The 16,241-nt window shown below is 41.0% G+C and carries 13 protein-coding genes; 12 read left to right on the top strand and 1 reads right to left on the bottom strand.

Annotated elements, in window-relative coordinates:
* The first annotated feature begins 41 nt into the window (after positions 1 to 41).
* From WC676_00295 to WC676_00270, 6 genes are read left to right on the top strand one after another with little or no spacing between them, the layout of a single operon-like run.
* Positions 42 to 1,385 carry a flippase gene (locus tag WC676_00295; GenBank protein MFA5059052.1) on the top strand — a complete coding sequence of 448 codons (1,344 nt, stop codon included), beginning with the start codon at positions 42 to 44 and terminating at the stop codon, positions 1,383 to 1,385.
* A 54-nt stretch (positions 1,386 to 1,439) separates the two neighbouring features.
* Positions 1,440 to 2,339 (top strand): glycosyltransferase family 2 protein, encoded by a 900-nt coding sequence (locus tag WC676_00290; GenBank protein MFA5059051.1) that lies wholly within the window; start codon positions 1,440 to 1,442, stop codon positions 2,337 to 2,339.
* 60 nt (positions 2,340 to 2,399) lie between these two features.
* Entirely contained in the window at positions 2,400 to 3,569 is a 1,170-nt protein-coding gene (locus WC676_00285) for a glycosyltransferase family 4 protein (GenBank protein ID MFA5059050.1), read from the top strand.
* Positions 3,566 to 4,549 carry a GDP-mannose 4,6-dehydratase gene (locus WC676_00280; GenBank protein ID MFA5059049.1) on the top strand — a complete coding sequence of 328 codons (984 nt, stop codon included), beginning with the start codon at positions 3,566 to 3,568 and terminating at the stop codon, positions 4,547 to 4,549. Before WC676_00285 ends, WC676_00280 begins: the two co-directional genes overlap by 4 nt.
* Positions 4,542 to 5,762, top strand: coding sequence for a DegT/DnrJ/EryC1/StrS family aminotransferase (locus WC676_00275; protein MFA5059048.1), 1,221 nt, complete (start codon positions 4,542 to 4,544; stop codon positions 5,760 to 5,762). Before WC676_00280 ends, WC676_00275 begins: the two co-directional genes overlap by 8 nt.
* 6 nt (positions 5,763 to 5,768) lie before the next feature.
* Positions 5,769 to 6,533: a WecB/TagA/CpsF family glycosyltransferase gene (locus WC676_00270; protein MFA5059047.1), complete on the top strand. Its 765-nt coding sequence runs from the start codon at positions 5,769 to 5,771 to the stop codon at positions 6,531 to 6,533.
* Here WC676_00270 and WC676_00265 read toward each other — a convergent pair.
* Positions 6,492 to 8,165, bottom strand: coding sequence for a Gfo/Idh/MocA family oxidoreductase (locus WC676_00265; protein ID MFA5059046.1), 1,674 nt, complete (start codon positions 8,163 to 8,165; stop codon positions 6,492 to 6,494). The genes WC676_00270 and WC676_00265 overlap by 42 nt on opposite strands.
* A 578-nt stretch (positions 8,166 to 8,743) precedes the next feature.
* Here WC676_00265 and WC676_00260 point away from each other — a divergent pair.
* The 6 genes from WC676_00260 to WC676_00235 all read left to right on the top strand — a co-directional run bounded on the left by WC676_00260 (position 8,744) and on the right by WC676_00235 (position 16,219).
* Positions 8,744 to 10,168: a sugar transferase gene (locus WC676_00260; protein MFA5059045.1), complete on the top strand. Its 1,425-nt coding sequence runs from the start codon at positions 8,744 to 8,746 to the stop codon at positions 10,166 to 10,168.
* Positions 10,169 to 10,181: 13 nt separating this feature from the next.
* Entirely contained in the window at positions 10,182 to 11,492 is a 1,311-nt protein-coding gene (locus WC676_00255; GenBank protein ID MFA5059044.1) for an O-antigen ligase family protein, read from the top strand.
* Between the two features lie 34 nt (positions 11,493 to 11,526).
* The gene (gene gmd / locus WC676_00250) at positions 11,527 to 12,546 is read left to right on the top strand and encodes a GDP-mannose 4,6-dehydratase (protein MFA5059043.1); all 1,020 of its coding nucleotides are present in this window, start codon (positions 11,527 to 11,529) and stop codon (positions 12,544 to 12,546) included.
* Positions 12,546 to 13,493, top strand: a complete 948-nt coding sequence (locus WC676_00245) for a GDP-L-fucose synthase (GenBank protein MFA5059042.1) — start codon at positions 12,546 to 12,548, stop codon at positions 13,491 to 13,493. Before gmd ends, WC676_00245 begins: the two co-directional genes overlap by 1 nt.
* Positions 13,494 to 13,509: 16 nt before the next feature.
* On the top strand, positions 13,510 to 14,907 hold the full coding sequence (locus WC676_00240) for an O-antigen ligase family protein (protein ID MFA5059041.1): 1,398 nt from the start codon (positions 13,510 to 13,512) through the stop codon (positions 14,905 to 14,907).
* A 130-nt stretch (positions 14,908 to 15,037) separates the two neighbouring features.
* Positions 15,038 to 16,219 (top strand): phosphoglycerate kinase, encoded by a 1,182-nt coding sequence (locus tag WC676_00235; GenBank protein ID MFA5059040.1) that lies wholly within the window; start codon positions 15,038 to 15,040, stop codon positions 16,217 to 16,219.
* Positions 16,220 to 16,241 lie beyond the last annotated feature (22 nt).

Raw genomic sequence — 16,241 nt, 5'->3', positions numbered from 1 at the left:
TTTTCCAAGGGTCATTGTGTACGATCAATTAAGGTAACGTTATGTTAATGAAAAGCAGCGGGTTCAGAAAATATCTTCACAATACGGGCTATTTATTCTTTGAGAAGATCTGTCGCGGCCTGATCACATTCTTGATCTGGGCTCAAGTTATCCGATATTTAGGCCCGGAACAATTCGGTGTTTTTAGTTATGCCTTAAGCTTTGTCTTTCTTTTTAACATCCTATCTGATCTTGGGCTGGAATCAATTGTGGTTAGAGATCTGATCAGGCATGGCAAAGAAAAGACCCAGATCTTAGGAGCCGCATTCTTTCTAAAACTCATTGGTAGTTTTGCGGCTGTTATCCTTATTTTTATCGTTGTGCATACAGGATTTATCGAGCCGGATTTTAAAGGCGTGATCATTGCAATGTCGCTACGTCTTTTCTTCCAGTCTTTAGATGTTATTGATTACTACTTTCAATCTCGGGTTCTTTCCAAATTTACAGTTTACGCGCAACTTATTTCCCTATCGGTAACGTCATTTCTTTGTCTTTCATTCGTTTATTTAGGAAAGCCGCTTGTTTATTTCATCTATGTTGTCATTATTGAGATGTTCATCAACGCTATTGGATTACTCGTCTTTTATGCCTTAAATGGCCAGAAAATATTCGTTTGGCGATTTCGCTGGGATGTTGCCAAAAGATTGCTTAAGGAAGGGTGGCCACTGATCATTTCAGGATTGGCGATCTCAATTTTTATGCGCATTGACCAGATCATGATCAAGCAAATGCTTAGCGTTACTTCCGTTGGATATTATTCTGCGGCAGTTAGGATCAGCGAGGCCTTCTATTTTGTCCCGATCGCTTTAACGAGTTCTTTATTTCCCGCTATCGTAAACGCTAAGTTAATGAATAAAGAGTTATATCAAAATAGGCTAAAAGCGCTATTTTCGCTGCTTTTCTGGCTGGCTTTGGGGATTTCAACTTTAGTGACGATCATTGCGTGGCCAGTCATCAATATATTTTATGGCCCGGCATATCTGCCTGCGGCTCAAGTTTTGGCCATCCATATCTGGGCGCTGGTATTTGTTTTTTGGAGTGTAGCTAGGACCAAATGGGCTATTAATGAAAGTTTGCAAGTCTATACAATGACATATACGATCATTGCTTCCGCCACTAATATTGTGCTTAACATCATTCTTATTCCCAGATTTGATATAAATGGCGCGGCTATTGCCGCTGTTATTTCTCAACTTGTCGTCGGAGTCCTGTCAAATCTTTTGTTCAAGAAAACAAGAGAAGTCTTCTTTTTGCAGATACGTTCGCTTAATTTTATGGGGCTATTAAGGAAAACACCTCATTTGATCATGGGTATTGGCACAAATCCCCCAGATCGCAAAACCTGATATTAAGGGGCAGATGCCGCTATTTCTTAAACCGATGTTTTATAAGTGTTTCGTATGAATATCTCCCCAATAGCTTTTTTTGCTTACAATCGGCCTGAACATACACAAAAATCCCTGGAATCTTTAGCAGAAAATAAAGAGTTTAAGGAAAGCGATCTTTATGTTTTTATCGATGGCCCGAAGGGAAAAGATGATCGTGAGAATATTGAACGCGTAAAATCGATTATCTATAGCCGGCCGTGGTGTAAAAATTTATTTGTTCAGGAAAATACTGAACATAAAGGATGTGCCAGGCAAGTCATCGAGGGGGTAAGCCACCTTTTTCAAAAATCCGAACAAGTTATTATTTTAGAAGATGATATCGTTGTTTCGCCTCATTTCTTAAGCTATATGAATGCAGCATTAGAAAAATACGCTTCCGAGCAAAAAGTTATGAGTGTTACGGGATATTTGTATCCGATCAAGAAAATTAATACCGATTCAGGGTTTATGCGGCTTTTTAGCAGCTGGGGGTGGGGCACCTGGAAGCGGGCGTGGAAATTATTTCAGTCAGATGCAGGTCAATTACTTGAAAGATTATCCAATCAAAAAATGCGGCATGAATTCAATTGTCAGGGATCCTTTAACTATTATCGGATGCTTTCGCGGCAAACACGCGGCGAAATTGATTCGTGGGCTATCCGGTTTTATGCCAGTATTTTCTTGGAAGGCGGGTTAACGCTTTATCCTGCGCAGGCATTGGTGAAAAATATTGGATTCGATAATAGCGGCACTAATACTTACAAAAATAAAAGATACAATACTACGTTGCGGGATCTTCCTGTCGAGAATTTTCCGGAAATGATCGAAGAATCGGAAGAAATGTTTCTGGCTCTCGTTGATTATTTTCGGAAAAACCACAATATTTTCTGTAAAGTTTACGATCGGATTTTATATTTTATGAATAAGAAGTAAAAACAGAGTCCCTAAAAATTAAAAACATTTTGGGCTACACATTCCCGCAGAAAAAGTATTATGAAAATCGGTATTTTAATCTGGCAGCTGGATATTAAAGGCGGTACGCAACGTCAAGCTTTGGAATTAGCGCGTAATTTATTGCGTGACGGCCATAAGGTTATTATCTACACTTATATTTTCGATAAGGAAAGAAGTTACCCCGGGTTATGTGAAGGGCTGGACATTCGTTGTGTCAAGCTGCACAAAAATGCCGACAAGGCTGATTGTCCGGCAACGGACCTGGAATATCTGTACAAATATTTCATATTTTTTACCGGCAAAAAACACAGGCAATTGTTGGATATTGTTGATACCGATCTGGACGTTCTTAACCCGCATGATTATGGTGTTTATGTGACAGCGGGCTTATGGCAGAGAAAATACGACAAGCCTGTTGTTTGGATGATGAACGATCTTCCTCTTTTTAAATGGAATTTGAAAAGCATCCCCAAAACGATCGGGTATTATATAAGGCCGGAATATCGCCGTTTTATTCAGCGGTTTGAAGAGATTGTCGTATTGGACAGTATTAACCAGAAAGGTGTAAAAAAGAATTTCAATCGAGAGTCAAAAATTGTTCGTAGCGGGCTTAACGCGGAGTGGTTTAAATTTTCGAAAAGAACGCATAAAGATGTTGTTACGATATTGATGACAAGCGTCCTATATCCTCATCGGAAAGTGGAAGACGGTGTTCGAGCCTTAAAGATCCTCCTTGACCGCGGGCATAATATTTTTATTGAGCATATCGGGGATTTGAAACAAAACTTAAAATATACAAGAAAAATATTCAAGCTGATCGACCAATTAAATCTTCAGGAAAGATTTAAGTTCAATGGTTCCGTGTCTGCCCCAGAGCTTTTAAAATTCTATGAGAATTCCGACGCGTATTTATTTCCTAACAGCCCTCAAACCTGGGGCTTATCGGTGTTTGAGGCAATGGCGTGTGGGATCCCTGTTGTCCTTACTTATGGCTGTGGTGCTAGCGAAGTGCTCAAAGATCAAGAAAATGCAATGATTGTTCGGCCGGATTCTCCCGGTGAGCTTGCACGTGCCGTTGAAGAACTTATTCTTCATAAAGAATTAAGCGAGAAAATAGCCGAGAATGCAAGAAAGTTTGTTGAGGACAATATAAGTTGGCGATTTTACTCAGAAGAAATGCTCGACATTTTCGAAAAGTACGTAAAATGAAAAAACGGATATTAATTTTTGGTGTTGACGGGTTTTCCGGATCGCATCTTTGGAATTATCTTAAAACTGTTGAGAAAAATGAAATTGTAGGCACTTATAATAAAAAGCTTGATGCTTTTAAGAAAAATACCTTGAAGGGATGTTTACTTTTTCAGTGTGATATCAATGATTATTCTCGGATCAAAGAAGTTCTCTCTAAGGTCTCTGCGGACGAGATATACTTTCTTTGTTCTGTTGTTACTGTCGCGCGTTCTTTTGAGATGGCGCCTTCGATTTATGAAACCAATGTTTTGGGAGTGTCCAAATTCCTTGAAGCCGTTATTAAGACCTCTCCTCGGTCAAAAATTCTTTTAACCGGATCAGCGGAAGAATATGGGAAGGTGAGCCCAAAAGATTTGCCTATCCGCGAAAGCCAAAGCCTTGCCCCGGTTAGCCCGTATGGAATTAGCAAAATGATACAAGAAAAACTTGTGGAACGTTATCGAAAAAATTATCAGCTACGGATCAATACGACGCGTACGTTCCATTTTTCCGGCCCTTGGCAATCGAACGCATTTGTTGTTTCTGATTTTGCCAGCCAGATCGCTCAAATTGAGCTTGGACTGAGAAAACCAATAATTTACGTCGGGAATCTCAAGGCAAAACGTGATTTTAGTGACATCAGAGATGTTGTCGGGGCTTATTATTGCATTATGAAAAAGGCTAATATGGGAGAAGCTTTCAACGTTTGTAGCGGCCGATCAGTTGCCATCGAGGATATTTTAAAACGACTTCTTTCTAAGACAAATGCTAAAATATCTGTTTTGAAGGATCCTCAAAAAATGCGCAAACTTGATATCCCTGATTTTTGCGGGGATAACCGAAAATTAAAAAGGCGCACGGGCTGGAAACCGGAAATTAGCTTAGACCAAACGCTGGATGATGTGCTAAATTGGTGGCAACAATATTTCAAGAAAAAACAAAAGGGGAATCATGGCTAAAGTTATTAAAAAGAAGCAATTAGGCGTGGGAGAACTGAAGGTTAGCGCTCAAGCGATCAAGCTGGTTAATCAAGTTTTACAAAGCAGCCGGCTTTCTTATGGGCCGTTTCATCGCAGCCTTGAAAGAATGTTCGCCCGGGCGCATGATGTAAAATATAGCATTTTCACAAACAGCGGAACGAGTGCCTTGCAAATCGCGCTTCACGCGCTCAAAAGTACGTTTGGCTGGAAAGACGGTGATGAGGTCATTGTTCCGGCAATTACTTTTGTCGCGACGGCGAACATCGTTATCGCCTGCCGCATGAAGCCTGTTTTCGTGGATGTTGATCCTCAAACTTTTAATATTGATCCAAAACTTATTCAAAAAGCGATCACGCCGAAAACGCGATGTATTATTCCTGTCCACTTGCTGGGGCTTCCGGCGGACATGGCTCCCATTATGAAAATTGCCAAGCAATACAGATTGAAAGTCATCGAAGATTCTTGCGAAACAATGTTCGCGCATTATAAAGGGAAGAAGGTCGGCTCTATCGGCGATATCGGATGTTTCTCGACGTATACGGCGCATTTTCTGGTTACGGGCGTGGGAGGATTTGCCACGACCAACGATCGCCAGCTTTCTATTACGATGCGTTCTCTCATGAATCATGGCAGAGATCCGATTTACTTGACTATTGATGATGACAAAGTTTCCAGCCCTGACCGCTTAAGAAAAGTGATCGCGAAAAGGTTTCGATTTGTGGACATTGGTTATTCTTATCGATGTACGGAATTAGAGGCGGCTTTAGGTGTTGCGCAAATGAAAGAAAGAAATAAGATCATCCGCGGGCGAAGAAAAAATGCTTTGTATTTAACTCGTCGGTTAAAAAAGCTTGAAAGCAAGTTACAGCTGCCGTCTACTTTTTTAGACCGGGATAATATGTTCATGCTGTACGGCTTGGTGGTCAAAGACGAACCCAAAACAGAGCTGATCAATTTTCTTGAACAGCGTGGAATAGAAACACGTGAATTATTTCCGCTTGTCAATCAACCGGTCTATGAACGATTGTTTGGCCCCGGGCTAGAAGACAGGTTTCCGGTGGCAAAATTCTTAAATCGCCATGCGTTTTATATTGGCTGTCATGAATATTTTACTCAAAAAGACTTAGATTATATCATTCAGGCTTTTTTCGATTACTCCCAGGATAAAAGGCCTGTTAAGCGAGGCAGCTAATTTTTTATGGCTCAGGAATACGTTGATATTTTAGGCGTTAAGATAAGCTCTGTGGATATTCCGGCAGCGTGCGCTCATATCTTTCGCTGGATCGAGCAAAAAAATAAAACCTACGTATGTATTGCTCCGGTTTCTACCGTTGTGCGCTGTCAGGAAGACGAGCAATATCGTTCTATCATTAATGGCGCTGCTATGGTAACGCCGGATGGAATGCCGCTTGTTTGGCTGGGACGTTTAAAAGGGCATAAAACGATAAAACGAACGTATGGGCCGGATCTTATGCTGGAAACCTGTCGTTTAAGCCAAGAGCGAAACTGCGCTCATTATTTTTATGGCGGATCCCAGGAAACTTGTGATCTTTTAGAGAAGAATTTGCGTCAGAAATTTCCGAAAATAAATATTGCCGGGAAGTATTCGCCTCCGTTCCGGAATTTATCTTTTGAAGAAGACAAGGCGATTGTTGAAGAAATTAATCGTTGTAGTCCTGATATTCTGTGGGTCGGATTAGGATCTCCCAAGCAAGATATTTGGATGTCCGAGCATCGTTTAAGATTGAATGTTCCAGTGATGGTTGGCGTGGGGGCCGCTTTTGATTTTATCGCCGGAACAAAATCTCAAGCGCCGATTTGGATGCAAAATTCAGGGCTGGAATGGATATTTAGATTGTGCTGCGAGCCGGGAAGATTATGGCGGCGGTACTTGATAGGAAATTCAAAATTTATTTTTTATTTACTTAAGGATCTCGTTTTGGGTGTCAGCCCTAAGAAATGATTTTTTGTAAATATCTTCAATAACGGCAAGAATTTCTCTTCCTTGAGGGGCTGTTACGACAAGTTTTGAAGGCTCATCGATCGATTCCAAAAAGTTTTTTATTTGCCGGTCAAAGATATTGCTTCTCGGGACAAAAACTGGTTTTGAAAACGGCAATTCCCAACGGGTAATTTGGTCGCAAATATTAAAAGCCATCCTTCCTTTCGTTCCGATGATCTCGATCTGCGGTTTTTCTTCCTCAAAGTGGCACGTTGTCGCGATCAAAGACCCAAAGCCTTGTTGAAATCGTAAAGACACCAAAGAGGTGTCCTCAGTCTCTAGCCCCATGGATTGGTTTGAACAATATCCGCTCCACGAAACCGGAACTCCGCCAAGATCAAACATCAGATCCAAACAATGAATAGCTTGTTTGATCAAAACTCCGCCTCCATCCGAGCTCCAGGTACCGCGTTGCCTAATGTAATAATCTTTATCTCGCTGCCAAAGTAATTTAGCGTTTATAAAAAGAAGACTGCCAAACCGTCCTTCTTTGATCCATTGCTTAGTCAGGCTTGCCAAATTAAGGAAACGCCATTGTGATATTCCGGCGCAAACTAAATTACGCGAACGCGCCAATTCAATTAATTCGTCAACCTGGCTTACCTGGGTAGTCGTAGGCTTTTCGATCAACACATGTTTGTTAGCGAGCAGGGCTTGTTTTGCGGCCTCGTAATGATTACCGCTTTCATTGGCAACAAACACGAAATCAACGGTTGGATCCGATAAGGCCTCTTTGAGATTTTCTGTCATGGGAACTTTTCGGCTGCGGAAAAATGGGTCGTGTAGATGATTTTTTGATATGACAGAATTAATTTTACAATACTTTCTAAAAGACGGAAAGAAAAGATGAGCGGATTGGCTTGCTCCGACGATAATTCCGGTTTTAATTTTGCTTTCCTGCAGCCATCGGTTTTGTTTTGCGCGTGTAACGAAATTAGTTCCGGCGCCGACATTGCAGCTTTGGCATAACGAAGAGATATTTCTATTACCGCGGTTTAGATTTTTCCGTAGTGTTTCAAATTTCTTCCCGAACCAAATTGCGGTTAGGCTTTCTTCTTTTGTGTTGCCCATGGAATTGACATTGAAATAATCGCCAAAACAAGAAACGACATTTCCACTTGGCTTAATATAGAGGACATGATTAACGCGGCTACACGGTTCTTTAAGAGGGATAAAAACGGCTTGAATGTGGGGCAAATTTCCTCCCCGATTATCAGACATAGTTTCTGGTTTAGACCTGGTATTGATCATGCGATCTGAGAATTTCTTCGGGAGAGAACGAATTAACGACTTCATTCTCAAGTAGCTGTTATCGGAATATGAGCTAATATTAAGAAAATCAACACCATTCTCAAGAAGGGCAATAGCTTTATCTTCCGTGAGAAGATCGCCGTTGGAGGCGATCAACTGCCATGCTTTAGGCAGTTTCTGCTTGACATATTTTGCCCACTCAAAGACACGGTGATCCGTTAAGGGCTCGTTCATTTCAAAAAGGCTTATTCTTCCTGAATAATCAATGGCCACAAGGTCATTGATGATCTTATGAAATAGCCATTCCGGCATTTCCTCATCAACGATTTTGACATCCTTCATTCCGTACCAGCAAAAAGAACACTTTCGTGTACAGCGGTTGTTCGTTTGGATCAAGACATGTTTAAAAAGAGGGGTTTTGAGGTGAGAAGCCTGGTAGGCTGTCCTATAAAAAAGGCTTTGGTAGAGCGTACTGCGGATTTTTCGCAAACGATTCTTGTCAACAGATGAAAGGAGATCTTTAAGTTTCAACATAGCAGCTTTATTTCAGGACTCTGTAGTAAAAACTTACTTTTTCTAAAACACGAGAATAAACAGGAAAGCAAAAAGGGACAACTGATCAAGGGTGTACTATATCATTAGTCTTTGCCAGTGTCAATTACGCTAAGAAGCGAAAACATGTTGATGTAAGTGTTATTTATTTCAATGAGTAAAGGATAAGTTTTCGTTTTGATCAACATAGGTTTTTTAGTGTACAGCATGTATAAAAAAGGCATCTTTTTAGTGAAAATAATAGCAATGAATCCAGGGTTTCGTATGTCTTGACAATAGCACATTCTTTGGTAATATCTTAGATAATTCAGAGGCCGAACTCTTCTCTGATGTTTTTTAATTTAGGCCTGAACAAACAGAGAAATGCCATGAGATCCAAATCTAAAAATCCACCCATCCTTTTTATTTACATATTGATAGATGTTTATATTGCCAGCCTGTGTATTTTTGCCGCGTGCTTATTTCGGCAGGAAACATTGACTTTCCCTGTAGAGTTTCAGCGTTTGTTTTCTTCTCAATCCAATCCTTTTCAGATCCTTTTTTTGTCGTGGATCTTCTTTGTTGTTATTTTTAACAACCTATTCGGCTTGTATCAAACAAGAAGAGAATTGATGGAAGGCATTGAGCTTTGGATGATCACCAAGTCGGTCTTTTTGTCTTCGTTGGGAGTCGTTAGCCTCCAGTATATTCTTAAAATTCAAGAATTTCCGAGAAGCATTTTCTTGATCAGCATCGCGCTTATTATTTTATCTTTCTTTTTGTGGCGTGTGATCAAAAGGCTTTTCGTCGAATATTTGGTGGCGCAAGGATATAACAATTTTAATGCAATCATTGTTGGCGCCGGAAAAGTCGGTGTTGCCTTAGCTCAGGAAATTACCAGCAGGCCGGGGCTGGGAATAAAGATCGTCGGTTTTCTGGATGATTTTAAGAAAGATGATCCCGCCGACAAGCACATGCGGATCATTGGCAAGATCTCTGATTTTTCCGATATCGCCAAGAAGAGATTCATTGATAAAGTTTTTATTACTGTTCATCACGACAGCAGTGTTTTCTTGAAGTTATTAGAGGACGCAAGAGATTTGGGAGTCGCGGTACGCGTTATTCCTCAAGGGTTTGAGCTGACCTCCGGAGATTTTTCTCGGTATAACATTGGATTTATCCCGGTTCTAGAATATGAAAATGAGTTTAATGCTCGCAAGCAAACAGGGAAGAGATTATTTGATTTTGCGGTTGGATTAATCACATTGATCATTCTGCTTCCGGTTTTCCTTTTAATCGGCATTATGATCAAATTAGACAGCCCCGGCCCTATTTTTTACTCTTCAAGGCGATACGGGAAAAAAGGGGAAATGTTCTATATGTATAAGTTCAGAAGCATGGTTAAGGAAGCGGATTTAATCATGAATCAAATAAAGTGCAAAAACGAAGTGGATGGACCGATCTTTAAGATGAAAAAAGATCCAAGGATCACAAAGGTAGGCAGTTTCTTGAGAAAATATAGCCTGGATGAATTACCTCAATTACTTAATGTGCTCAAAGGCGAGATGAGTTTAGTGGGGCCCAGGCCTCTTCCTATCGACCAGGTTGAAAAAGAGGATTTTAAACAGCTTAAACGCCTTGAAGTCCGCCCCGGGATGACAGGTCTTTGGCAAATTCGAGGAAGAAGCGACATTGCTTTCTCTCGGCTGGTTAAATGGGATATTTGGTATATCAATAACTGGTCATTTTGGCTTGATATCAACATCCTCCTGCAAACTATTCCTGCCATTCTCAAAGGCCAAGGAGCTTATTAAGGACTTGGACAGCTTGAGCGCACATAATGGGGTTTTAGTAGAGCGGATCAATGCAGTTGCTCGGGTTTTCCTCTCCCTTCTTATTTTCTGGCTTCCGTATGGCTCTGCTGTTGTAGAGGCATGCGTCATTATTTCTTTATTGTTGTGGATCGCTAAACGGATCATCCTTTTTGATGCGCGATCTTTTAAGAATCTCGTATTAAAAGGAAAAATTAGTTTATTTTTAAAAAGTTTTAGGCCGGCGGCGAGTTTTCTTGACCTTCCTATCTTAGTTTTTCTTGCGGCGTGTTTGATCTCCGTTGTCTTATCGGCATATCCGTTGCATGCGTTGCGCGGGTTTACCACAAAAACCTTAGAATGGTTCATTGTTTATTTTCTTGTCCTTGAATTTATTGCAACAAAAAAACACATCATGACGGCTGTTGGGGTTTTTCTTTTCTCGGCATTCGCCGTTAATTTAGACGCTATTGTGCAGTTTCATTTCACTCAAAAGGACATCTTTTTAGGGCAGACGATCATTAAAGGGAGTGGGGCTACGGCTAGCTTTAACACGTACAACAGCCTAGGAGGGTATTTAACGTTTGTTTTTCCGGTTGCACTATCACTTTTGTTTGTTTCGGTAAAAAGGGCGTGGAAAGTTATTTTCTTCGTCATCTTTGTTTCGGCAATTTGGTGTTTGATCGCTACATTATCTCGCGGGGCATGGCTCTCTGTTTGCTTGGCAGGGGCGTTCTTTTTGTTTTTTATTAATCCAAAGGCGGCGCTATTATCGCTTACGGTTTTGTTCGTATCTGCCATATTATTTCCCATCTTTGCATCTTCTCAGGTCAAAGAAACTTTTCGCATCGCGGCAAGCCAGCAAGGTTCCGTTGCATGGCGCTTTGATGTCTGGCTCTATAGCGCGAGAATGATCGCGCAAAAACCTATCTTTGGTTATGGGCTAAACACATACATGATGTTATTTGAAAAATGTTTTGTTAACCCCAGCGGTTTGCCGCTGTATTATCCTTCTTATGCGCATAATTGCTATATTCAAATAGCATTTGAAATCGGGATTTTCGGCTTGGGAAGTTTTCTCTGGCTGATGCTGCAAAGTTTTCAAAAGACATTGGAGACGATCAAGTCGTATATGAAGAAAACAGAGAAAAATTTAGCTATGTTAAATTTGGGGTTAATTTCCGGTGTTGCGGGATTTTTGTCCCATAGTTTCTTTGACACCAATTTCTATTCCTTAAAGCTTTCAGTTTTATTTTGGTATATGATCGGGTTATTAATTTCCATTGATAAACTATTGCGCCTTCAAAATATTCCTGCTATAAAATAGGAACAAAAAGAATCGAAGAAAAGAGAGGATTGGAATGGGCACCAAGAAAAGAGCCCTGTTAACAGGGGTTACGGGGCAGGACGGCTCGTATTTAACAGAGTTTTTGCTGAAGAAAAAATACGAGGTTTATGGCATTGTCCGTCGGGCAAGCTCCTTTAATACCGACCGAATTGACCACCTTTATCAAGATCCACATGAAGCGAATTTACGCCTACGTTTGATTTATGGCGATCTTAATGATGCCAGCTCTTTAAATCGTATTATAAAAACGGTTAAACCTGATGAGATTTATAATCTTGGAGCTCAAAGCCACGTTAAGGTCAGTTTTGAGGTCCCTGAATATACGGCTGAAGTCGTGGCGGTGGGAACAACGCGTTTATTAGAAGCAATCCGCGATTCAGGAATAAAGACAAAATTTTATCAAGCCTCCAGCTCGGAGATGTTCGGTAAAACTGTTGAATTTCCTCAGAATGAGAAAACACCATTTTATCCCAGAAGCCCTTACGCGGCGGCTAAGGTTTACGCCCATTGGATGGCGGTCAATTACCGGGAAGCTTATGGGATGTTCGCCTGTAACGGTATTCTTTTTAACCACGAGTCTCCGCGTCGGGGCGAAACATTTGTAACGCGTAAAATTACTATGGGATTGGCGCATATTAAATACGGACTTCAAAAGAAATTATTTTTAGGGAATTTGGATTCAAAGCGCGATTGGGGTTTTGCCGGAGATTATGTTGAGGCGATGTGGCTTATGCTCCAGCAGGACAAGCCGGACGACTACGTGATCTCGACGGGAGAAACATATTCGGTCAAAGAATTCCTCCAGGAAGCGTTTGATTACGCCAAAATGGACTGGAAGAAGTATGTCGCGATCGATAAACGGTATTTTCGCCCTACTGAGGTCGATTGTCTGATCGGGGATAGTTCGAAAGCTAGAAGAAAGTTGGGCTGGAGACCTAAGGTGAGTTTCTCGCAGCTAGTTCGGATGATGGTGGACGCGGATATGGAGTTAACACGTAAAACTGTTTTTGGAACGAAAAAAAGAAAAATATAATGGGATTTTGGAATATTAAGAAGGTCGTGGTTACGGGCGGTGCCGGTTTTCTAGGCCAGTATGTCGTTACGCAATTAAAAGAGAAAAAATGCCGCAGTATTTTTGTCCCGCGAAAAAAAGAATTTGATCTTCGCTGTGTTGACGATATTCGGCTTATGCTTAAAAGAACTAAGCCGGATATTGTGATCCATCTGGCCGCTTCCGTTGGGGGAATAGGGGCCAATCGCGCCAATCCCGGAAAATTTTTCTACGATAATCTTATTATGGGCACTCAGCTTATGGAGGAATCAAGGGTTTTGGGTGTTAAAAAGTTTGTTGCCCTAGGAACTATTTGCGCCTATCCGAAATTGACCCAAGTTCCGTTTAAGGAAAAAGATATTTGGAACGGTTATCCGGAAGAAACCAACGCTCCTTACGGCCTTGCCAAAAAAATGCTTTTAGTGCAGTCTCAGGCCTATCGCCAACAGTATGGCTTTAATTCTATTTTTCTTCTTCCCGTCAATCTTTATGGCCCCGGGGATAATTTTTCACCGGAGTCATCCCATGTTATTCCGGCCCTCATTAAAAAATGTGTTGATGCAAAGTTAAGGAAAGAAAAATCAATTACGGTTTGGGGAACGGGTAAGCCTACCAGAGAATTTCTGTATGTGAAAGATGCGGCCCGCGCAATTATTGCGGCGGCAGAGAAGTATGATAAATCTGATCCGGTGAATATTGGCGCGGGGTTTGAGATTTCGATCCGGAATTTAACTCATCTTATTGCTGAATTGGCGGGATTTAAAGGGAGGATCGTTTGGGACCGCTCAAAGCCGGACGGACAGCCTCGTCGGTGTTTGGACGTTTCTTTAGCTAAGAAAGAATTTAGCTTTACGGCTAAGGTAAATTTTAGAAAAGGCCTAAAGCAGACAGTTGCTTGGTATGAAAAAACTAGGCTTGTAGGTTCATAAGGACACTCATTTTGTTATGAATGATCAAAAAATAATAAATCGTATTGACCAAGTGATGGCTTTTTCTTTTTGTGCCTTGATCTTTTTTCTGCCTATCTCGATTGCCTTGCAAGAGATCTTTGCGGGGGCTATTCAGCTTTGTTTTTTTATTAAGAGGGGTGTTATTTTTTATTTTGAATCAAAAAACGCCTCCTTGAGAGGCTCCAGAAATTCTTTTCTCGAGAAAACAAAGCTTTTTATCCGCACGTTTTTACCCGTCCCTAGCTATCTAAGAAGACCGGTCTCTGTTTTTATTCTTGCTGGCTTCACATCGGTCATTTTGAGCCAGTATCACTTGTTAAGTTTTCAAGGCTTCTTCTTTAAACTGTTAGAATGGACCTTTCTTTGTTTTATTTTCATTGAAGTAATGACCAGCCTTAAGCGTCTTAAGGTTTTTATGGGTGTTTTTATTTTTTCGGCCTTAGTAACGGCGGTAAGCGGTTATCTGCAGCAGTTTATCGGCTTTGATTTTGTTCGTCATAATCCGTTTCCCGGAGATCGGCTGACAGCGTCGTTTAGGACAGCTAATGATTTTGGTGCTTATTTGATCATTGCTTTCTCTTTAATGTTTAATTTTGTTTTTGTCGGCGGATTTAATCCTTGTTTAACACAAGACAAGAAAAAGACGCTGTGTTCTCCGTATGTTGAGAAGATCTTTTTCTCAATTCTGCTTATCGTTTGTTTTTTATCACTGGGAGGAACTTTTTCCCGAGGAGCTTGGTTGGGATTTTTTACAGCTTTTATTTTCTTGGGTGTCTTATGGCCCAAGACACTAAAGGCATCCATTCCGACTATTATTATATTTCTGCTTTTCTTTTTTCCGCAATTAGAATTGAAGAGGAACGTGTCTTTCGTTTCTGAAAATGTGAAAATTCAGCAGGAGTTAAAGGTGATCAAGAAAAAGGCAGAGGATAACGGAACAAAGCAGGTTGAGCTTGGCGAGAATGTTCCGGTTTTTGGCAGCGGGCGTGTGGAATTTTGGAAAAACTCGTTTAAGATCATCAAAGATTTTCCATTTGGAACAGGCTTAAATACGTATACTCGCGTATCCCATGATCGTCGCCTGGGTGGGTATCCTCACAATTGTTATTTACAATTGACTGCGGAAATGGGATTCTTTGGCCTCTTTGCGTTTTTATGGATCATTTATGCCCTCATTTGGAATTCATTTAAGGGCATCCGTTTTATGTCTGATAAATTTTTACTTGCCGTACTTTTGGGTTCTTTATCGGGCCTGATCGGATTTTTGGCGCATAGTTTTGTTGACACAAATTTTTATTCGGTGCAATTGGGAAATCTTATGTGGATCATGATGGGTGTTTGTGTGGCCGCGCAGAAAATCCAATTCAACATTTCTTCTGAAACAGCGCACTAAGATGCTGGTTTTGGTGCATGCGCCGGGCTGCTTCTCATTGACAAAAAAATCGCTTTAGATATAATAGAAAGAATTTTAGATCTTTACAAAATAAGCAATTTGGAAGTTACGAGCGAAAGAGGGCCTGCAGATGAATAAAATGACCATTAAAGACATTAACATTCGAGGAAAAAAGGTTATTATCCGCGTTGATTACAATGTTCCTTTGGATAAAGACTTCAAAGTTACCGACGATACTCGTATCGTCGCGTCCTTGCCCACCATCAAATATGCCTTAGATAATGGCGCGGCGAAGATAATTCTTATGAGCCATTTGGGGCGTCCGGACGGGCAGGTCGTGGATAAATACCGTTTGACGCCGGTGGTTGCCAAACTCGAACAGCTATTATCAAAAAAAGTTCTTAAGCTCGATGAATGTATTGGGACTGCCGTTAAGCAAGAAATAGACTCATCCTCAGAGCAAATAATTTTATTAGAGAACTTACGTTTTCATAAAGAAGAAGAAAAAAATGATGCCGCATTTGCTAAAGAACTTGCGAATTTGGCGGACGTTTACATCAATGATGCTTTTGGGACCGCGCACCGCGCGCACGCCTCCACGGCAGGGATAACCAAATACTTGCCTTCAGCCGCCGGATTTCTTTTAGGGAAAGAAATTGATTATTTAGGTTCAGCAACAACCAACCCGAAAAAACCATTTGTTGTTATTTTAGGTGGAGCTAAGGTTTCTGATAAGATCGCGCTCATCGAAAACCTTTTACCCAAAGCCGATGCGATCATTATCGGCGGAGGAATGGCATATACATTCCTTAAAGCACAGGGAATAGCGATCGGAAATTCAAAACTAGAAAAAGATAAAGTTGACATGGCCTCGGACATTTTAAAGAAAGCCAAAGCAAAAAATGTTACGATCGCCTTACCGAGCGACCATGTTATTACGCAAAGCATTGAATCAATGGCGACAAAAACTGTGAAAGATATCCCTGACGGTTGGCTGGCGGTGGATGTGGGCCCCGAGTCATGCAATGCCTTTAAAAAGATCCTCTCAACAGCAAAAACAATTGTTTGGAACGGCCCCTTAGGGATTTTTGAAACCGATGCCTTTGCTAAAGGCACGCGAGATGTGGCGCAATACATTGCGGATCTTAAAGGAACTATTTCTATCATTGGCGGAGGCGATACGGCTGCTGCCATCAGCAAATTTAAATTGGAAGATAAAATGACGCATATTTCAACCGGTGGTGGCGCGTCGCTTGAATTTCTGGAAGGTAAAGAACTTCCCGGAATTGCCGCCCTGAACGACAAAAAGTAATTAAACCAATCTATTAGAGATA

This window comes from Candidatus Omnitrophota bacterium (genome assembly GCA_041649175.1).
Taxonomy (GTDB): Bacteria; Omnitrophota; Gorgyraeia; order Zapsychrales; family JBAZNR01; genus JBAZNR01.
This window is presented reverse-complemented; position numbering and strand designations above follow the sequence as displayed.